Raw genomic sequence first — 18296 nt, forward strand, 5'->3', positions numbered from 1 at the left:
CATGACCACTGAAGTGCGCGTACCCACCCTGGGTGAATCCGTCACCGAAGCCACCGTGGCCACCTGGTTCAAGAAGCCTGGCGATGCGGTTGCCGTGGATGAAATGCTCTGCGAGCTGGAGACCGACAAGGTTACCGTCGAAGTCCCCGCCCCCGCCGCCGGCACCCTAGGCGAAATCGTCGCCAGCGAAGGCGATACCGTGGGCGTCGATGCGCTCCTCGCCACAATCACCGAGGCCGGCGCCGCAGCCGCAGCGTCCCCGGCGCCTGCCGCACCCGCTGCCGCGGCTGCGCCCGCAGGTGATGCAGGCGGCGCCACCGACGTGATGGTGCCCACCCTTGGCGAATCCGTGTCTGAGGCCACCGTCTCCACCTGGTTCAAGAAGGTCGGCGACACAGTCGCACAGGACGAGATGCTGTGTGAGCTGGAAACCGACAAGGTCTCCGTCGAAGTGCCCGCGCCCGTGGCTGGCGTTCTGGCTGAAATCACCGCGCCCGAAGGCACCACGGTTGATGCCTCGGCGAAACTCGGCGTGATCTCGGGCTCCGGGGCAGCGGTGGCGGCGGCCCCGGCTGCTGCGCCCGCTGCTGCTGCGGCACCTGCCGCCGCGGCCAAGGACGTCGCCAATGCGCCATCGGCGGAAAAGGCGATGGCCGAAGCCGGGATCTCTGCCGCGAACGTTGAAGGAACCGGCCGCGATGGCCGCATCATGAAGGATGACGTCGCCCGCGCCGTGGCCGCAGCCGCTGCTGCGCCCGCACCGGCCCCTGCCCCCGCCGCCCCGCGCGCGCCGGTCGCAGCCGACGATGCCGCCCGCGAAGAGCGGGTCAAGATGACCCGCCTGCGCCAGACCATCGCCAAGCGCCTGAAAGACAGCCAGAACACCGCCGCCATGCTGACCACCTACAACGAGGTGGACATGACCGAGGTGATGGCCCTGCGCAAGGAGTACAAGGACCAGTTCGAGAAGAAGCACGGCGTGCGTCTGGGCTTCATGTCCTTCTTCACCAAGGCCTGCTGCCACGCGCTGAAGGAAGTGCCTGAAGTGAACGCCGAGATCGACGGCACCGACATCGTCTACAAGAACTTCGTGCATATGGGCGTTGCCGCCGGCACGCCGACCGGCCTTGTGGTTCCGGTCATCCGCGATGCGGATTCGATGTCCTTTGCCGAGATCGAAAAGGCGATCGCCGAGAAGGGCAAGCGCGCCCGTGACGGCAAGCTGTCGATGGCAGAGATGCAGGGCGGCACCTTCACCATCTCCAACGGCGGTGTCTATGGCTCCTTGATGTCCTCGCCCATCCTGAACCCGCCGCAGTCGGGTATCCTTGGCATGCACAAGATCCAGGACCGCCCGATGGCCATCAACGGTGAGGTGGTGATCCGCCCGATGATGTATCTGGCGCTCAGCTATGACCACCGCATCGTCGACGGCAAAGGCGCCGTGACCTTCCTGGTGCGCGTCAAGGAAGCGCTGGAAGATCCCCGCCGTCTGCTGATGGATCTGTAAGAAACATAGGGCAGCGCCCGACCCTGGGTGGGTGCGAAAGCGCCCTCCCGGGGGGAGGGTCGGGCGCTGCCCGGCGTTGCCGGGCAATGAAAGAGGCCAATAATGACCGCTGAACTCACCGCCCTCACACTCGCCGCTCTGCTGCAGGTTCTGCAGTTCTTCGCCTATTCCATCACGGCCAACCGGCAGGTGGGCCCCAAGGTGGCGATGGGTCCGCGTGACACGCCGGTACAACTGACCGGCACAGCGGGCCGCTTGCAACGGGCGCTGAACAATCACTTCGAAGGGCTGATCCTCTTCACCATTGCCTGCCTTGTGGTGACGCTTGGCGGCCAGTCCACGGAATTCACCGCCGCCTGCGGCTGGGTCTATCTGCTGAGCCGGGTGCTTTATGTGCCCGCCTATGCCTTTGGCCTCACGCCCTGGCGGTCGGTCGTCTGGTCGGTCGGCTTCCTTGCCACCGTTCTGATGCTGCTCGCGGCGCTGATCTGATGGTCCGCGCCCTGCCTCATATCCCCGAACACGGGCCAGGGCCGTGCACAGGCGGTGTACGCCCGGTGCACGGGGGGTGTACGGGGGGTGTACGGATGTCCCCCCCGGTTTCCGCCCCCTGTTTTCACCCCGGCCCCACTCTCATTCTCAACGAAAGGACCTCCCATGGCTTCCTATGACGTGATCATCATCGGCGCAGGCCCCGGCGGCTATGTCAGCGCCATCCGCTGCGCCCAGCTGGGCCTCAAGACCGCCATCGTCGAAGGGCGCGAAACCCTTGGCGGCACCTGCCTGAACGTGGGCTGTATCCCCTCCAAGGCGCTGCTGCACGCGACGCACTCCCTGCACGAGGCAGAGCACAACTTTGCCAAGATGGGTCTGAAGGGCAAAAGCCCCTCTGTCGACTGGAAGCAGATGAAGGCCTACAAGGACGAGGTCATCGGCCAGAACACCGGCGGCGTCGAATTCCTGATGAAAAAGAACAAGATCGACTGGCTGAAGGGCTGGGCCTCGATCCCCGCGGCCGGTCAGGTAAAGGTCGGCGACGATGTGCATGAGGCCAAGAATATCGTGATCGCCTCGGGTTCGGTGCCCTCCTCGCTGCCGGGTGTCGAGGTCGACAACGACAAGGGTATCGTGGTTGACAGCACCGGCGCGCTGGAACTGCCCAAGGTCCCGAAAAAGATGGTCGTCATCGGTGCCGGCGTCATCGGGCTGGAGCTTGGCTCGGTCTATGCCCGCCTGGGCGCCGAGGTCACCGTGGTCGAGTACATGGACGCAGTTTGCCCCGGCATGGACAAGGACGTGCAGCGCACCTTCAAGCGTATCCTTGAAAAACAAGGCCTTAACTTCATCATGGGCGCCGCCGTTCAGGGCGTCGAGACCAGCAAGACCAAGGCGAAGGTGACCTATCAGCCCAAGAAAGGCGGCAATGCCGAGGGGCTGGACGCCGATGTGGTGCTGGTTGCAACGGGCCGCAAACCCTATGCCGAGGGGCTGGGCCTCGATGCGCTGGGTGTCAAACTGACCGAGCGCGGCCAGATCGCCACCGACGCGCACTGGGCCACCAACGTCAAAGGTATCTACGCCATCGGCGACGTGATCGAAGGCCCGATGCTGGCCCACAAGGCCGAGGACGAAGGCATGGCGGTGGCCGAGGTGATCGCGGGCAAGCATGGCCACGTGAACTATGGCGTCATTCCCGGCGTCGTCTACACCACGCCTGAGGTTGCCACCGTCGGCGCCACCGAGGACGCGCTCAAGGCCGAGGGCCGCAAGCTGAAGGTCGGCAAGTTCAACTTCATGGGCAACGGCCGTGCCAAGGCCGTGCACCAGGGCGAAGGTTTCGTGAAACTGATCGCAGACGCGGAAACCGACCGTATCCTGGGCGCCGCCATCATCGGCCCCGGCGCGGGCGATCTGATCCACGAGGTCTGCGTCGCCATGGAATTCGGCGCCTCGGCCGAGGATCTGGCGCTGACCTGCCACGCGCACCCGACCTATTCCGAAGCGGTCCGCGAAGCGGCCCTCGCCTGCGGCGACGGCGCGATCCACAGCTGATTGCCGGAATATCGAATGCAAAAGGGGGCGCCTTCACCGGCGCCCCCTTTTTATATCGGCTCAAGGGTCGGCTCCGCTACCACATGGTCTTTGCCGCCCGTGCCCCCCAGGCATCGTCATAGGGTTTGCCGCCCTCCTCGCCATCCGTCTGTTCGGCAAGGATCTCTCCCATACTGGGCAAGCCTTCGCTTTGATCACCGGCGGTCCATGTGCCTGCCCGCATCAGGGCGCGGGCGCATTGGCTGTAGATCTCGTCGATGGCCACCACCAGCACCGTGGCGGGCTGCTTGCCGTTCCGGTCAAAGCGGGCGCGCAGGGCTTCATCTGCGGTGATCCGCGCCTGCCCGTTGAGGCGCACAACGTTGTTCGATCCGGGCACGAAGAACATCAGCGACACCCGCGGATCCCGCACGACATTGCGCAGGGAATCGATCCTCTGGTTGCCGCGCCAATCGGGCAGCGCGAGGGTGCCGGGGTCCAGTTCCAGCACGCAAGGCCCATCGTCGCCGCGCGGGCTGGCGTCGGTGCCTTCGGGGCCGACGGTCGAGAGGACGCAGAGGCGCGAGGCCATGATCCACTTGCGATAAAGCGGCGTCATCCGCCGCGCCACTTTTCGTAAAGAAGGCGCTCCCGGTTCCCCGTAAAGCGCCTCAAGATCTTCAACTGTTTCGATGTACTCCATCCGGATCAAACCCCGCTTCGCGCATCAATGCATCGGATCGTTTCTCGACCCGTTCTTCCAATATCTTCATAAATTCCTGCCGCTCCATGCCCGGCGTGATCGGGTCAAGGAACTCCACCACGGCGACGCCGGGACGCCGCATGATCCCCTTGCGGGGCCACAACACGCCGACATTGGTGGCCACCGGCACGCAGGTCTGATCGAGCTGCTCGTATAGAACGCCGGTACCGACCTTGTACTCCGCCTTGACGCCGGGGGCGACGCGGGTGCCTTGCGAATAGATCACCAGTTGGCCAGCCTCCTGGCGCCCGGCATGGACCTCTTCCACCATCTTCTGGATCGCGGCACCGCGCTTGCCCCGGTCCACCGCCACGCAGTCCAACAGCTTGGCATATTGGCCGATCACCGGCGTGCGCAGGATCTCCTTCTTCATGATGAACTTGGCCGTGGGCAGGGCGGTGAAGATCATCATGATGTCCAGGAACGACTGGTGCTTCGCCGCGATCAGCGCCTCCCCTTCTGGCGGGGTGCCGCGCACCTCGCAGCGGATGCCGACCATCCAGCGTGCACTCCAGAACACCCAGCGCGAATAGGTCTTGCAGCAGGTCCGCGCACCGCGCTTGCTGAAGATCGCCCAGGGTGCGAAGGCAAGGCCGATGATCGGCATCATCAGGTAGATCTGGCCCACGAAGAACAGCGAGCGCAGCCATTGAATTGCGTCTTTCACGTAAGATCCCCCAGACGTTTCTTTGCAGCGCGACGGGTCGCGACATAGGCCACAAGTGCCCCCAACAGCGGAATGGCAAGCGGCAGGAGCCAGCCAAAGCCCTGAAAGCCGAGACCGGTCAGAAAGCCCCCCTCTTCGGAGGCGGCAGGCATCAGCCAGACCCCCAGCATGCCAAACACCATGCCCACCAGGGCGCCGCTAAGTGCGCGCAGGGTGAAGCGGCGGATAAAGGCCTGGGCGATATAGCTGTCCTGCGCCCCGACAAGGCGCAGCACCTCGATCACCTGGGCATTGGCGGCAAGGGCGGCATTGGCGGCCAGGGTGATCATCGCCCCCATGGCGCCCGTGATCAGCAGGATCGACACCACCGCCAGCAGGCGCAGGGAGTGCGCCGCATCCACCAGGGGTTCGCGCCAGCGGGTGTGATCGTCCAGCACCGCCCCCGGCACCTCGGCCTGCAGGCGCAGGCGCAGACCGGTTGCATCATAGCCGGGGTCATCCTCGATCACCTCGATCAGCTGCGGCACCGGCAAGGCATCCAAGGGCACAGTGGCGCCGAACCAGGGCGCCAGCAGGGCTGCCTGTTCCTCGGCCGTGAAGGCGCGGGCCGAGGCCACCCCCGGCGTTTGCCGCAGGATCGTCAGCGCCGCCTCGGTCTGGGCGGCACGCTGTTCGGCGGGCGCATTGATCCGCAGGGTGGCCGCGCGGGCCAGCTCATCCGCCCAGCGATCCGCCAGCCGCCCCGAAGCCAGGGAAAGCGCCAGTGCAAAGACCGCAAGAAAGGCCATCGCCCCGGCGGCAAACAGCGTCAGCTGCGCGGTGAACCCGCTGGGGGGCACCACCCGATCAGCCTGGGCATCGCCGATGATCAGCGCCCGCAGGCGCCCGCCAAAACCGTCCGCGCTCATAGGTCCGCCCCCGCCAGATGCAGCTGCCTGTCCCAGATCCTCAGCACCCGCGCCTGCACCTGGTTCTTGGCGGCGCGGATCAGCGACAGATCATGGGTGGCCACCAGGATGGTCTTGCCCATCCGATTGAGTTCCACCAGGAGCTGCAGCAGCCGTTGTGACATTTCCCAATCCACATTGCCGGTGGGCTCATCCGCGATGATCACATCCGGCGACAGGATCACCGAACGCGCCAGCGCCGCCCGTTGCCGCTCACCGCCCGACAGTTCCGGCGGCAGCGCGTCAGCGCGCTCTGCAAGGCCGACCCAGTTCAGAAGCTCGCGCAGGTTGGCCTCTTCCTGGCTCAGATCGCGCCCCGAGACGATCAGCGGCAGGGCAATATTCTCGATCACCGGCAGATGATCCAGGAACCGGCAGTCCTGATGCACCACCCCCACCCGGCGCCGCAACAGCGCCATCTGATCGCGATCCAGCCCTTTGACATCCATGTTGAAGGCCCGCACCCGGCCCGAGGTCGGGGTCAAGGCGCCGTAGCAGAGTTTCAGCAAGGTGGTCTTGCCGGCCCCGGACGGGCCGGTCAGGAAATGAAACGACCCCGGCGCCAGTTTGATCGACAGGTTGCTCAGCAGCTCACCGCCGCCATAATTGTAGCCTACATTGTCCAGCTCGATCACGGCGGCCCCCTGGTTCTGCCTGCTCGTTTTGCCCCAGAGCACCGACAGTTTCAATGGCCCAAGGTCCATCACGGTCGTGCCCGCCGGGCCACCCCCATGGGCGCGGCTGCAATTGCCCCTTCCTTGACTCCCCGGAACTGCCTATGGTCATTTGGAAATACCGCCCAACGGCACCCGGAAAACTCCGGGCCCAAGGAGAGCCTGAATGCGCCTGACATGTCCGAATTGCGCTGCCCAGTACGAAGTGCCGGATGACGTTATCCCGGAAGAAGGGCGCGATGTGCAATGTTCCAACTGCGGCACCACCTGGTTTGAACCGGGCGCAGGCGCGCCCCCCGCCAGTCATGATGCCAGTCACGATGTCGGCGACGACGCGGGTGACGATGCAGAGGGTAACCTGACGCCGCATGAGGCCGAGGAAGAGATCAGCGCGTCCCCTCATCCAGAAGAGGCAGATCACGCCGAAGAACCGGAAGAGGCCCCCGTGGCAGAGCCTGCCGCCCCCCGTACCCAGCGGGGGTTGGATCCTGCGCTGTCGGATATCCTGCGCGAAGAGGCCGAGCGCGAAGCCAGTCTGCGCGCTGCAGCGGCATCGTCAGAGGGGCTGGAAAGCCAGCCAAATCTCGGCCTTGATGACCTCCCCGAAAGCGAAAGCGCCCTCAGGGCGCGGCAGGCCAAGGATCGCATGGCCCGGCTGCAGGGGCAGGATCCGCGTCAACTGGCGGCCGAGGAAAGCGGCCAGCGCCGCGACATCCTGCCGGATATCGAAGAGATCAACTCCACCCTGCGCGCCAGCGATGGCGTCGCCGCGGCCCAGCCTGCTGCCGAAACACCTGTCGCCCCGCGCAAGGGCGGCTTTGCCCGTGGGTTCTCGCTAACGATCCTGCTGTTCCTGGTCCTGTTGATGGTCTACACCAATGCGGCCAAGATTGCCGAAACCGTGCCGCAGGCGGATCCCTATCTCAGCACCTATGTCACTTGGGTCGATCAGGCACGCCTCTGGCTGGATGCAAAGGTCAAGGCGCTGCAAGCGCCATAACGCTGCCCCCAGATTATTCCCCTACCAGAGTAATCCCCTATAGGAACACGGTAAGCCGCGATCAGAAGCGGTCGAACAGCCGTTCCAGATAGCCGCGCTCGTCCTCGCTGCGGCTGCGGTCTTGCGAACGGCGCCGGATTTCCTCCATCAGCTCCCAGGCGCGCCCATGGGCCGTACCCCTGTCCGGCACGGCGCCGCTCTGGCCCTCGTTGACACCGGAGGCGCGCCCCAAGGGATCCACACCTCCGGCCGAGGCATTGGGCTGGGCCTCGCCCTGGCCCTGGTTCTGCCCGGGTTGCTGGCGCTGCGCCATGGCTTCGCCCAGGGAGCGCATGCCTTCGCGCAGGGCCTCCATGGCGTCAGACTGCTGGTCGATCGCCTCGGCCAGATCACCCTGGCGCAGGGCCTCCTCGGCGCCCTCCATGGCGCGGCCTGCGCGATCCAGCGCCTCGCGGGCCTCGCGTCCTTCTTCACCGCCAAAGGGCAGCCCGCCCTGCTGGCGCTCCAACTCGTTGCGCAAGGCCTGTTGCCGGTCTGCAAGGCTTTCTGCGTCTTCGCCCTGCTGCGCTCCGCCCTGCCCCTGACCAGAGGGATCACCGGCTTGCCCGGAGCCGCCAGAACCTTCGTGGCTTTGCCCGCGGCCCTGACCGCCATTGCGGCCCTCATTGCCCTGGCTTTCGCCGCGTTGAGCGTCCGAGTTGAACTGTTCCTGCAGGTCACGGAAGGCCTGGTCCGACAGGCCCTGCTGTTCGCGCAGGGTCTCGGCAAGACCCTCCATCGCCTCGCGCCCCTCGCTGCCGCCACCCTGGCCCTGCTGGCCCTGGGTCATGCGCATGTTTTCCATCATCTGCTGGAATTCGCGCAAGGCCTGTTCCGCCTCGGCCATGCGGCCCTGCTCCATCAGCTCCTGGATGCGGTCCATCATCGCCTGCAGATCATCCTGGCTGAGCTGCATCATGTTCTCGGGCATCTCGCCCTGCTCCATCATCTCGCCGTTCTGCTCGGCCTGGCGTTGCAACTGGCGCAGGTAATCCGCTGTCGCCTCGCGCAGCTCCTGCATCAGGCGGGCGATCTCCTGATCGCTGGCGCCCTCGCGCATGGCCTGGCTGAGCCGCTCCTGCGCCTGGCGCATGCGGTCCAGCGCATCGCCCACATCACCCTCTTCCAGGACGATCGCCAGATCCCACAGGGCGGCGGCGATTTCCGCCTGCTGCGGAGCGGTCAGACCGCCAGCCTGCAGATAGCTTTCCATCCGCCGCAGGATGCCACGCAGGCGCAGGTAGCTGCCCGCATCGCGGAACACCTCGTCCGGGCGATGGGACAGCGCCCGCAGGATCTGCGCCACCCGCGCGCCATTGCTGCGCGCCCACAACAGATCCCGGCGCTGCTCAATGACCGCGGCCGCCAGCGGATCGAAGAAGCGCCTTGCGGTCAGCATTCCACCAAAGGGTGCCGCACTGCCTCTCTGCGCCGCCGCATCACGGGCGGTGAAGGTATAGGTCACCGGCAGGTTGGCCCAGGGGTGCTGGGCAAAATCCTCCACCAGGCTTTCGGTAAAGGCCTGGCGGCTGCCGGTCAGCGGCAGCGGCAGGTCCAGAACGATATCCTCGCGCGGGTCAGGATCCGTGGTCAGGCCATGGCGCCGCTCCAGCGCCAGAATGTCCAGCGCGATCGTCACCTTGCCGCCAACAATACCATAGTCATCCTCGGCCGCGAAAGGCAGGGTCAGCGCCCCATCCGGCCCCATGTCCGGGCTGCCTGCCACCGAAATGGAGGGCGGCACGTCAGGCGCAAGAGTCACCTCCCAGCTGCGCCCGCCCTGCCCCTGGATCGCCAAACGACCGCCCTGGGCGACATCGAATTCCTGTTCAGGGTCGGTGGCCGGAGGCAGCTCCTCGGTGCGCGCCGAAAGGGTTTCATCCAGCGCCAGCGCGCCGATCTCGCCATAAAAGCGCAGGGTAATCCGGCTGCCTTCGGGCAGGGTCAGCCCCCCCTGTGGCTGGTCGTTGAGGTACAGAACCGGCAGGCCGGTGTAGCGCGGCGGTGCAATCCAGCCCTCCCAGGTTGGCCCGCTCATGGCAGATGCCGCGCCGGGCGTCATGCCAGACAGGCTGCCCACCCGCCAGAGGGAGCCGAAGACCAGTCCGACGACCAGCGCCAGTAGCGCCATGTAGCGCAGCGCAAAAGGATCCGCCGCGGCAATCCTCAGGTTCGGCTTGGGGGCGCGGGCGGCAGCGGCAGCCTGTGCCATGCGCCGCTGATGCGCCTGCCAGAGCGCGATGGAGGCCGGATCGGAGGCGCCAATCGCCTGAGCATCCAGCAGCGCGCTGACCGGGCGGCCCGGCAGGGTCGCATCCAGCCGGATCAGCGCGTCGGCCTGGCTGGGCAAGGACAGTTGGCGCAGGCCCCAGATCAAGGCAAGGCAAAGGCCCAAGAGGCTCAGCACCGCGAGGGACCAGACCAGTTCCACCGGCATTTCGTCCTGCAGCCCCAGCATCACCGCAGCCATCGTGGCCATCAGCACCGAGGCCGCAGGCCAGAAGGCACGCAACAGGCGCTCTGCCACCAGCCCGGCGCGGGTCAGGCGCAGCGGCCAGCGCAGTGGCTTCAGACGCGGGTCCGAGCCTTTGAGTGCAAGATCATGTGCGGCCATTGCGGCAATGCCTCCTGGTCCCCCATGCGGGCGCGGTTTCGGGACGGCCCCAACCGCGCGCAATCCGCAGGAGCGATCAGAGCCATTCGGGAATGGTATCGCGGTTTATCATTTCGTCAAAGGTCGGACGTGGGCGGATAACCGCGAATTGATCCCCGTGCACCAGAACCTCGGGGATCAGGGGGCGCGAGTTATACTCGCTCGCCATCACCGCGCCATAGGCGCCGGCGCTGCGAAAGGCGATGAGATCCCCCGCCTGAAGGGGCGGCATCTCGCGCTGCTTGGCGAAGGTGTCACCGGTTTCGCAGACCGGGCCAACGATGTCATAGGGCTGGCTTTCGACACCGGGCGCAGGCTCGATCACCGGCACGATATCATGGTGGGCTTCATACATGGCAGGGCGGATCAGGTCGTTCATCGCCCCGTCCAGGATCAGGAAATTGCGGTCCTCGCCGGATTTCAGGTAGATCACCTTGCTGACCATCAGTCCTGCATTGCCCGCGATCAGGCGGCCCGGCTCGATCTCGATCTCGCAGCCAAGATGTCCCAATGTGCGCTTGATAAGCGCGCCATAGTCGACCGGCAGCGGCGGTGCCTCGTTCGATCGGGTGTAGGGGATGCCCAGGCCCCCGCCCAGATCAAGACGGCGAATGTCATGGCCTTCGGCGCGCAGGGTCTGGGTCAGTTCCGCGACCTTCCGATAGGCGGCCTCGAACGGCGCCAGTTCGGTCAGCTGCGAGCCGATGTGAACGTCGATGCCGACCACCTCCAGCCCCGGAAGGCTGGCGGCATGGGCATAGACCTCGCTGGCGCGAGAGATCGGGATGCCGAACTTGTTCTCCGACTTGCCGGTGGCGATCTTGGCGTGGGTCTTGGCATCCACATCGGGGTTGATGCGGATAGTGATCGGCGCACGGGTGCCAAGCTCCAGCGCGACGGCGTTGATCACCTCCATCTCGGGCTCGGATTCCACGTTGAACTGGCGGATGCCGCCCGACAGGGCGCAGCGGATTTCATCTGCCGTCTTGCCAACCCCGGAAAAGACGATGCGATCCCCCGGCACGCCTGCGGCCTTGGCGCGCAGGTATTCGCCCTGGCTGACCACATCCATGCCCGCGCCCGCCTGCGCCAGCGTCTTCAGGATGGCCTGGTTGCTGGCCGCCTTCATCGCGTAGCAGACAAGGTGGTCTGTGCCTTCCAGGGCCTCGTCGAACAGGCGGAAGTGCCGCAGCAGCGTCGCTGTGGAATAGACGTAGAAAGGCGTGCCAACGGTGGCGGCGATTTCGGCCAGCGGCACATCTTCGGCACATAGGGCGCCATCGCGATAGAGAAAATGATCCATGCCCGGCGATTAGACCAAAAGAGGGCGGCGGATCAATGGAATTGTCTCACCTCGCCGCCCGCATCCCGGTCGCCGCGCCCTCTGCGCCGCGCAATCCTGTCGCAATCAACGTCAGCGCCGCTTCGCGCCGCGCCGTCGCGATGTCGCTGTCGGGATCGAACAGGGTCAGATGCAGGAACAATCCGTCCAGCATGGCGATCACCGCCCGAGCCAGCGCCCGCGGATCACTGCCGCTGCGGATCTGCCCCCTCCGGGCCAGATCGGCGAACTGCTCGGCCCAGTGCCCTGCCAGCCAGTCAAAGAAGCCATCGATGATCTGGGTGCCGCGCGGATCCGTGAAGCCGGGGCCAAGCACCTCGAAAATCAGCGCGGTCATCTCCCGCTGCTGCATGGTCACCGCCTGGCGCAGGATCTCCACAAAGGCCTCGGCGGTTTGTGGCCGGGGCAGCACCGAGATTTCCTGCCTGATCCGATCAAAAAACACCTGCACCAAGGACAGGATCAGCTCATCCTTGCTGTCAAAGTACAGGTACAGGGTGCCCTTCGCGAGGCCCGCAGCCTTGGCCACATCACTCATCCGGGTGGCGTGATAACCCTTCTGAATAAAGCAGCTCCGCGCCGCCGCCTGGATCTGAGCCCGCATTTTTTCCTTGTCGACGATCTTCGGCATCGCGGGTCCTTCAACCTTGTTGCGCTTGCTGCATAGCGGAATTGTGCCGCCCGGGCAGGTAAATGACTTGCGGGTCAGCAAAGGAGTTCTTACATAGCCCGCCAGAAACTGACCAATTGGTCAAAAATGGATTTGAGTCAATGTTACAAATGGGCAAAACTGTATTTGTTGCCGGAGCCACGGGATATCTGGGACGCCACCTGGTGGCACAACTGGTGGCGCGCGGCTACCGGGTGCGTGCGCTGGTGCGTGCGGAATCGGATCGCTCGGGTTTTGCCGAAAGCGTGCAGCTGGTCGAAGCCAAAGCCACGCAGCCAGACAGCCTGAACGGGATCATGGAAGGGGTCGATCTGGTGATCTCGGCCCTGGGGCTGACCCGGCAGACGGACCGGCTCAGCTACATGGATGTGGACTATCAGGCCAATCTCAACCTGCTGAAAGAAGCGGTCAACGCAGGTGTGGCGCGCTTTGCCTATGTGCATGTGCTGACCCGAGGCGCGCCTGCCTCTGATCTGGTGGCGGCCAAGGCGCGCTTTGTGGCCACGCTGCAGACGGCGCCGCTCAAGAGCTGCGTGATCCGCCCGAATGGGTTTTTCGCCGACATGGAAGAGATCCTGGAGATGGCCCGCCGCGGCCGGGTCTGGCTGATCGGCGACGGGGCGGTACGCATCAACCCGATTGACGGCTGCGACCTGGCAAGATCCGCGCTCGACTACATCGAGGCAGGCGCCGAGGATGTGGAGATCGGCGGCCCCCAGATCCTGAGCCTCGACCAGATCGCCGATCTTGCCTTTCTCGCGCTGAACAAGCACTCGAAGATCACCCACCTGCCCCTGTGGCTGGGCAAGGCCGTGTTGTCGGCGATGAAACGCTTTGCCCCGCGCCACGTCTGGGGGCCGTTCGAGTTTTTCCTGACCTCCTGCCAGCAGGATGCCATCGGCCCCTGTCATGGTCAAAGGCTGCTGGAAACGCATTTCCGGTCCTCATGCGCGAACGATCAAGCCGCTCGGCTGGTGGCGCTCAATCCCCGATAGAGATGCCGACCCTGGCATAGCCGGACACCGACACACCGCCACTGGAGGAAGCCTTGTTCTCAGGCCCGGGCGGGGATCTATGACCCTGGGGTTCACAAGCCGCCAAGGCACAGAGCCCAAGGACCAGAAGAAACTGTTTCCTGCATCTGCGGTCTGTCATGACGCCGCTCCTTGAAGGTCCGCACCACCGCAACCGAACCTGTCACATTTCAGGTCGCGGCGTCCACAGGTCCAGGTCACAGTCCTATTTCACAGGCCCGATTCAAAGGCCCAATAGCAGGCGGAAAGGCCCCTTTTGGACACCGACATTGCCACCGGCATGAACGCCACTGTTGGATATGGAAACACCGGCATTGAGCGACGGGCGCACCGGCTCTCCATCAACGCCACAGGCCGCAAGCGCCGTGGCCGAGATCAGGCTGAGAAAAAGCATGCGCATCGGATCGGTCCTTTGGCTCAGGTGGGCGGCCTCAGTATGGTCGCCCACCGGTTCAATCGCAAGCGCCCCTGCGGCGCTGATCGGCAGATCCGTGCTTAACCTGCCAGCATCGTGGTCCAGCGGGCGACCTGCGCCCGCACCTGTGCCGGTGCGGTGCCGCCGTAGGACATGCGCGAGTTGACCGAGTTCTCGACGCCCAGCACGGTGAAGATATCCTCGGTGATCCCGGCATGAACGCCCTGCATGTCCTCAAGGGAAAGGTCCGGCAGATCGCAGCCACGGCTTTCGGCCATGGCAACCAGGGTGCCGGTCACATGGTGGGCATCGCGGAAGGGCACTTTCAGCACCCGCACCAGCCAGTCGGCCAGATCGGTGGCGGTGGAGAAGCCGGACCCGGCAGCGGCGGCCAGCGAGTCGCGGTTGGCGGTCATGTCCTTCACCATGCCCTCCATCGCGGCCAGCGCGAGCATCCAGTTGTCGGCGGCGTCAAAGACCTGTTCCTTGTCTTCCTGCATGTCCTTGGAATAGGCCAGCGGCAGCCCCTTCATCACCATCATCAGCGCAGTGTTGGCACCATAGATCCGGCCCACCTTGGCGCGGATCAGTTCCGCCGCATCGGGGTTCTTCTTTTGCGGCATGATCGAGGAGCCGGTGGAGAAGCGATCCGACAGGGTCACAAAGCGGAACTGCGCCGAGGACCAAATCACCAGCTCTTCGGCAAAGCGGCTGAGGTGAACCGCGCAGATCGAGGCGGTGGACAGGAACTCCAGCGCGAAATCGCGGTCCGATACGGCATCGAGCGAGTTTGCCGCCGGACGGTCAAAGCCCAGCGCCTGTGCCGTCATCTCCCGGTCGATGGGGAAGGAGGTGCCCGCCAGCGCCGCAGCCCCCAGGGGGGATTCATTCATCCGGGCACGGGCATCGCGCACGCGAGACAGATCGCGGCCGAACATTTCTACATAGGCCATCATGTGATGGCCCCAAGTGACGGGCTGCGCCGTCTGCAGGTGGGTGAAACCGGGCATCACCCAATCCGCACCCGCCTCGGCCTGGGCCAAAAGCGCGCGGATCAGGGCCAGCAGGCCGCTTTCGGCCGCGTCAAACTGATCGCGCACCCAGAGTTTGAAATCGGTCGCCACCTGATCGTTGCGGCTGCGGCCGGTGTGCAGACGTCCGGCGGGTTCTCCGATGATCTCCTTCAGGCGCGCCTCCACGTTCATGTGGATGTCTTCCAGCGCGGTGGAGAACTGGAAGCTGCCACTTTCGATCTCTGACAAGACCGTGAGCAGCCCTTCCCGAATGGCCTCCGCGTCGTTATCCGTAATGACGCCTGTTGCGGCCAGCATCGCCGCATGGGCCCTTGAGCCTGCGATGTCCTGGGCCGCCATACGCTTGTCAAACCCGATCGAGGCATTAATTGCCTCCATGATCGCGTCAGGGCCAGCGGCAAAGCGGCCGCCCCACATCTGGTTTGAGGATTGATCTGTCATGGCTGAACCCCGGAGATAACATGCGTCTGTTTCGTCACCTCACCCTTTATATGGCCCTGAGCTTGGGTGCAAATGCCGCCTTGGCCGCAGATGTTGCAACGCTGGAAGCCCTGCGTGCAGACAGCCTGAAACGCCTGGTGGTGCACAGCGAACCCCGGCCCGTGTCGGATGCGGAATTCTTCCTCGAAGATGACGGCGGCACCGCCACCCTGGCCGATTACAAGGGTAAGATCGTGCTGTTGAACTTCTGGGCCACCTGGTGCGCGCCCTGCCGCAAGGAAATGCCCCAGATCGCCGAACTGCAGGAAGAATTCGGAGGCGAGGATTTCGAGGTGCTGACCATCGCCACCGGGCGCAACACGCCTGCAGGCATCGTCAAGTTCTTTGAGGAGAACGGCATCACCAATCTGCCCCGGCACACCGACCCCAAACAGGCGCTGGCCCGTACCATGGCGGTGATCGGTCTGCCCATTACCGTGCTGATCGACCGCGACGGGCAAGAGGTCGCGCGCCTCTTGGGAGATGCGGAGTGGAACAGCGACAGCGCCAAGGCGATCATCGCGGAACTGATCGCCACCCCCTGATCCGCCACAACCGCCCAGCTTGACCTAACGCAACCTTTGACAGCTCCCTCCCGACCGATTCATTCTGAGGGCCGGGAGGAGACAATGCCGTTAGAAATCCTGCTGATCATGGTTGTCAGTGGTGTCAGCCTGGTCATCCTGATCCTACACCTGTCGGGCCGCTCGGCGCAGACCGTTCTGTCGCCGGAAGATGCGCGCTCTGCCTGGCACCGCCATTTCCCCGATGACGACGTCCGCCAGATCCTGGTGGCGGAAAACACCCATGCCGCCCTGGTGCAAACCGACACCGGCACCGGCCTGTTGTGGTCCTTTGGCGCCGATACCGTGGCGCGTCACCTCATTGATTTCGACGTGATGGAGACCCCAAAGGGCCTGCGGCTGGATTTCCATGACTTCGGCACCCCCGGTGTCTCTCTCACGCTTGCGCCGCCCGAGCGCGCCCGCTGGCAACAGCTGATGACATCCCCCTGAAAGGCGCCCCATCATGAGCAATACGATCTCCTATCCCGACGTGACCCAATATGCGGTGCCCTTCTTCATTGCCGCGATCCTGGCAGAGTTCCTTTGGATCGCCATCAAGGGGCGTGGCGGGCGTTATGAAACCCGCGATTCCCTGACCTCGCTGATCATGGGGGCCGGCAGCGTCGCCGTGGGGCTGGTGCTGGGCTTCATCGCCTGGGGGTTCTTCATGCTGCTGTGGCGCCTGACGCCGCTGGACATGGGCACCTCGATCTGGGCGATCGTGGCCTGTTTCGTGCTGGATGATCTGCGCTACTACTGGGTGCACCGGTTCGGTCACCGGGTGCGCTGGGTCTGGGCCAGCCATGTGAACCACCATTCCAGCCAGCACTACAACCTGACCACCGCGCTGCGGCAAACCTGGACCGATACCTTCACCTTCATGATGGTGGTGCGCGCGCCGCTGGTGCTGATCGGCTTTCACCCGGCCCTGGTGCTGTTCGTGGGCGGCATCAACCTTGTCTACCAGTTCTGGATCCACACAGAGGCGATCGGCAAGATGCCGCGCTGGTTCGAGGCGGTAATGAACACCCCCAGCCACCATCGCGCCCACCACGGGCGCAACCCGCGCTACCTGGATTGCAACTATGCCGGCGTCTTCATCATCTGGGACAAGATGTTCGGAACCTTCGTGCCGGAACAAGAGGACGACCGGGTCGATTATGGCCTTGTCCACAACATCGGCAGCTTCAACCCGCTGCGCGTCGCCTTTCACGAATGGGTCGGCATTTTCCGCGATGTGACCCAGCCCGGCATCACGCTGAAACAACGGCTGCTTTATGCCTTTGCCCCGCCCGGCTACAGCCACGATGGCAGCCGCGACACCAGTGCCACGATCAAGGCCAAGCACCTGGCCCGCAACCCCCAGGACCGAGGCACGCCGGGGTTTGAACAGCACAGCGACCCGGCCTGACCCGAAGGTGCGTTCCAACCACCACCAGGCAATTGATAAAATTGTAACCTTAAACCTCGATTCACCCTTTTGCCCGAAAGTGCGATCCAAAGCATTATTTGCTCAGATACGGATCAAGCCGGGGGAATCACGGTGTCACAAAATCGCTGGAAAAAGGCGGACTTGCCGGAAGGTTCGGAAAATCCTCTCAATGCCGCAGTGGTCTCCCGTGACCGCTCTACCATGGACATGGTCACCGAGGCGGTGCTGCACGACCAGACCATGCTGGCCTTCCAGCCGGTCATGCAGGCGCTGCCGCCGCATCAGACCGCCTTTTACGAAGGCTATATCCGGGTGCTTGATTCCACCGGCCGGGTGATCCCCGCGCGGGACTTCATGCATGTGGTGGAAGAGACCGAAACCGGCCGCGCCCTGGACTGTCTGGCGCTGCAGCACGGGTTGAGAGCGCTCGTCAAATCGCCCCAGATCCGCCTGTCGGTCAACATGTCGGCCCGCTCGATCGGCTATGGCCGCTGGATGGATGTGCTCAAACGGTTCCTGAAGAAGGACGCGACCATCGGTGAGCGCCTGATCCTGGAGATCTCCGAAGCCTCGGCCATGGCGACCCCGGAACTTGTGATCGATTTCATGGAGCGCATGCAGAAGCACGGTATCGCCTTTGCGCTTGATAACTTCGGCGCGGGCACCACGGCGATCGGGCATTTCCGCAACTTCTTCTTCGATGCGGTGAAGATCGACGGGCAGTTCATCCGCGGCGTCAGCGCCAGCTCCGACAATCAGGCGGTGACCTGCGCCCTGGTCGGGATTGCGAAACAGTTCGACATGCTGGTGGTGGCCGAGTCGGTGGAATCCGAGGCCGATGCGGAATTCCTGGTCTCCATCGGGGTCGACTGCCTGCAGGGCTTCCTCTTTGGCGCCCCCACCGTCCGCCCGCCCTGGCTGGAAGAGTTGAAAGAACGCAACCGCGCCTGATCCGGCAGCCTGCGTTCCTTGCGGCAATGCTGCACAGCAGCTTTCTGCCAGTATCCTGCACAACATGGTCAAAGGCCCGCATTTACGC

At 64.5% G+C, this 18296-nt stretch carries 17 protein-coding genes and 1 pseudogene; 9 read left to right on the forward strand and 9 right to left on the reverse strand.

Annotated features, from left to right (window positions below; genetic code table 11):
- The first annotated feature begins 1 nt into the window (after position 1).
- The 3 genes from odhB (at position 2) to lpdA (ending at position 3562) form a co-directional block, all read left to right on the forward strand.
- The gene (gene odhB / locus PXK01_RS11415) at positions 2-1510 is read left to right on the forward strand and encodes a 2-oxoglutarate dehydrogenase complex dihydrolipoyllysine-residue succinyltransferase (RefSeq protein ID WP_274860114.1); all 1509 of its coding nucleotides are present in this window, start codon (positions 2-4) and stop codon (positions 1508-1510) included.
- Positions 1511-1612: 102 nt separating this feature from the next.
- A complete protein-coding gene (locus PXK01_RS11420) occupies positions 1613-2002 on the forward strand; it encodes an MAPEG family protein (protein WP_274860115.1) in 390 nt (129 codons plus the stop codon).
- 165 nt (positions 2003-2167) lie between these two features.
- Positions 2168-3562, forward strand: a complete 1395-nt coding sequence (lpdA, locus tag PXK01_RS11425; protein WP_274860117.1) for a dihydrolipoyl dehydrogenase — start codon at positions 2168-2170, stop codon at positions 3560-3562.
- A gap of 76 nt (positions 3563-3638) precedes the next feature.
- Here lpdA and PXK01_RS11430 read toward each other — a convergent pair whose 3' ends face one another.
- The 4 genes from PXK01_RS11430 to PXK01_RS11445 are packed head-to-tail and all read right to left on the reverse strand — an operon-like array spanning position 3639 to position 6553.
- Positions 3639-4244, reverse strand: coding sequence for a pyridoxamine 5'-phosphate oxidase family protein (locus PXK01_RS11430; RefSeq protein ID WP_274860119.1), 606 nt, complete (start codon positions 4242-4244; stop codon positions 3639-3641).
- Positions 4222-4971, reverse strand: coding sequence for a lysophospholipid acyltransferase family protein (locus PXK01_RS11435; RefSeq protein WP_274860121.1), 750 nt, complete (start codon positions 4969-4971; stop codon positions 4222-4224). The genes PXK01_RS11430 and PXK01_RS11435 overlap by 23 nt, the downstream gene beginning before the upstream one ends.
- On the reverse strand, positions 4968-5879 hold the full coding sequence (locus PXK01_RS11440; RefSeq protein ID WP_274849128.1) for a cell division protein FtsX: 912 nt from the start codon (positions 5877-5879) through the stop codon (positions 4968-4970). The genes PXK01_RS11435 and PXK01_RS11440 overlap by 4 nt, the downstream gene beginning before the upstream one ends.
- Complete coding sequence (locus tag PXK01_RS11445; protein ID WP_274849142.1) at positions 5876-6553, reverse strand: cell division ATP-binding protein FtsE; 678 nt, start codon at positions 6551-6553, stop codon at positions 5876-5878. Before PXK01_RS11445 ends, PXK01_RS11440 begins: the two co-directional genes overlap by 4 nt.
- Positions 6554-6758: 205 nt before the next feature.
- On the opposite strand from PXK01_RS11445, the gene PXK01_RS11450 reads away from it, so the two are divergent.
- Entirely contained in the window at positions 6759-7592 is an 834-nt protein-coding gene (locus PXK01_RS11450; RefSeq protein WP_274860123.1) for a zinc-ribbon domain-containing protein, read from the forward strand.
- A 61-nt stretch (positions 7593-7653) separates the two neighbouring features.
- Here the strand turns inward: PXK01_RS11450 and PXK01_RS11455 are convergent, their stop codons facing one another.
- The 3 genes from PXK01_RS11455 to PXK01_RS11465 form a co-directional block, all read right to left on the reverse strand.
- Positions 7654-10245, reverse strand: coding sequence for a TIGR02302 family protein (locus PXK01_RS11455; RefSeq protein ID WP_274860124.1), 2592 nt, complete (start codon positions 10243-10245; stop codon positions 7654-7656).
- 76 nt (positions 10246-10321) lie between these two features.
- Positions 10322-11587 (reverse strand): diaminopimelate decarboxylase, encoded by a 1266-nt coding sequence (gene lysA, locus PXK01_RS11460; RefSeq protein WP_274860125.1) that lies wholly within the window; start codon positions 11585-11587, stop codon positions 10322-10324.
- 46 nt (positions 11588-11633) lie between these two features.
- Positions 11634-12257 (reverse strand): TetR/AcrR family transcriptional regulator, encoded by a 624-nt coding sequence (locus PXK01_RS11465; RefSeq protein ID WP_274860126.1) that lies wholly within the window; start codon positions 12255-12257, stop codon positions 11634-11636.
- A gap of 149 nt (positions 12258-12406) precedes the next feature.
- Here PXK01_RS11465 and PXK01_RS21980 point away from each other — a divergent pair.
- Positions 12407-12829 (forward strand): annotated as a pseudogene (locus PXK01_RS21980) (NAD(P)H-binding protein); the annotation flags it as partial.
- A 724-nt stretch (positions 12830-13553) separates the two neighbouring features.
- On the opposite strand, the gene PXK01_RS11475 reads toward PXK01_RS21980, so the two are convergent.
- Together PXK01_RS11475 and argH are read right to left on the reverse strand one after the other, a co-directional pair.
- Positions 13554-13730 carry a hypothetical protein gene (locus PXK01_RS11475; protein ID WP_274860128.1) on the reverse strand — a complete coding sequence of 59 codons (177 nt, stop codon included), beginning with the start codon at positions 13728-13730 and terminating at the stop codon, positions 13554-13556.
- A gap of 95 nt (positions 13731-13825) precedes the next feature.
- Entirely contained in the window at positions 13826-15220 is a 1395-nt protein-coding gene (gene argH, locus PXK01_RS11480; protein WP_274860129.1) for an argininosuccinate lyase, read from the reverse strand.
- 20 nt (positions 15221-15240) lie between these two features.
- On the opposite strand from argH, the gene PXK01_RS11485 reads away from it, so the two are divergent.
- The 4 genes from PXK01_RS11485 (at position 15241) to PXK01_RS11500 (ending at position 18208) form a co-directional block, all read left to right on the forward strand.
- A complete protein-coding gene (locus PXK01_RS11485; protein ID WP_274849120.1) occupies positions 15241-15804 on the forward strand; it encodes a TlpA disulfide reductase family protein in 564 nt (187 codons plus the stop codon).
- Between the two features lie 84 nt (positions 15805-15888).
- Positions 15889-16275, forward strand: a complete 387-nt coding sequence (locus tag PXK01_RS11490) for a hypothetical protein (protein WP_274849119.1) — start codon at positions 15889-15891, stop codon at positions 16273-16275.
- A 13-nt stretch (positions 16276-16288) separates the two neighbouring features.
- Complete coding sequence (locus PXK01_RS11495; protein ID WP_274849118.1) at positions 16289-17236, forward strand: sterol desaturase family protein; 948 nt, start codon at positions 16289-16291, stop codon at positions 17234-17236.
- Between the two features lie 132 nt (positions 17237-17368).
- On the forward strand, positions 17369-18208 hold the full coding sequence (locus PXK01_RS11500; protein ID WP_274849117.1) for an EAL domain-containing protein: 840 nt from the start codon (positions 17369-17371) through the stop codon (positions 18206-18208).
- The last annotated feature ends 88 nt before the right edge of the window (positions 18209-18296 follow it).

The organism is Phaeobacter sp. PT47_59 (assembly GCF_028890025.1).
Lineage (GTDB): Bacteria > Pseudomonadota > Alphaproteobacteria > Rhodobacterales > Rhodobacteraceae > Phycobacter.

What these genes read in the sequence shown, in the direction of transcription:
- PXK01_RS11490 (WP_274849119.1), top strand. Translation starts at nt 15,889, where the DNA reads ATGCCGTTAGAAATCCTGCTGATCATGGTTGTCAGTGGTGTCAGCCTG.
- argH (WP_274860129.1), bottom strand. Translation starts at nt 15,220, where the DNA reads ATGACAGATCAATCCTCAAACCAGATGTGGGGCGGCCGCTTTGCCGCT.
- PXK01_RS11475 (WP_274860128.1), bottom strand. Translation starts at nt 13,730, where the DNA reads ATGCGCATGCTTTTTCTCAGCCTGATCTCGGCCACGGCGCTTGCGGCC.
- odhB (WP_274860114.1), top strand. Translation starts at nt 2, where the DNA reads ATGACCACTGAAGTGCGCGTACCCACCCTGGGTGAATCCGTCACCGAA.
- PXK01_RS11495 (WP_274849118.1), top strand. Translation starts at nt 16,289, where the DNA reads ATGAGCAATACGATCTCCTATCCCGACGTGACCCAATATGCGGTGCCC.
- PXK01_RS11450 (WP_274860123.1), top strand. Translation starts at nt 6,759, where the DNA reads ATGCGCCTGACATGTCCGAATTGCGCTGCCCAGTACGAAGTGCCGGAT.
- PXK01_RS11455 (WP_274860124.1), bottom strand. Translation starts at nt 10,245, where the DNA reads ATGGCCGCACATGATCTTGCACTCAAAGGCTCGGACCCGCGTCTGAAG.
- PXK01_RS11485 (WP_274849120.1), top strand. Translation starts at nt 15,241, where the DNA reads ATGCGTCTGTTTCGTCACCTCACCCTTTATATGGCCCTGAGCTTGGGT.
- PXK01_RS11420 (WP_274860115.1), top strand. Translation starts at nt 1,613, where the DNA reads ATGACCGCTGAACTCACCGCCCTCACACTCGCCGCTCTGCTGCAGGTT.
- PXK01_RS11440 (WP_274849128.1), bottom strand. Translation starts at nt 5,879, where the DNA reads ATGAGCGCGGACGGTTTTGGCGGGCGCCTGCGGGCGCTGATCATCGGC.
- lpdA (WP_274860117.1), top strand. Translation starts at nt 2,168, where the DNA reads ATGGCTTCCTATGACGTGATCATCATCGGCGCAGGCCCCGGCGGCTAT.
- PXK01_RS11465 (WP_274860126.1), bottom strand. Translation starts at nt 12,257, where the DNA reads ATGCCGAAGATCGTCGACAAGGAAAAAATGCGGGCTCAGATCCAGGCG.
- lysA (WP_274860125.1), bottom strand. Translation starts at nt 11,587, where the DNA reads ATGGATCATTTTCTCTATCGCGATGGCGCCCTATGTGCCGAAGATGTG.
- PXK01_RS11430 (WP_274860119.1), bottom strand. Translation starts at nt 4,244, where the DNA reads ATGGAGTACATCGAAACAGTTGAAGATCTTGAGGCGCTTTACGGGGAA.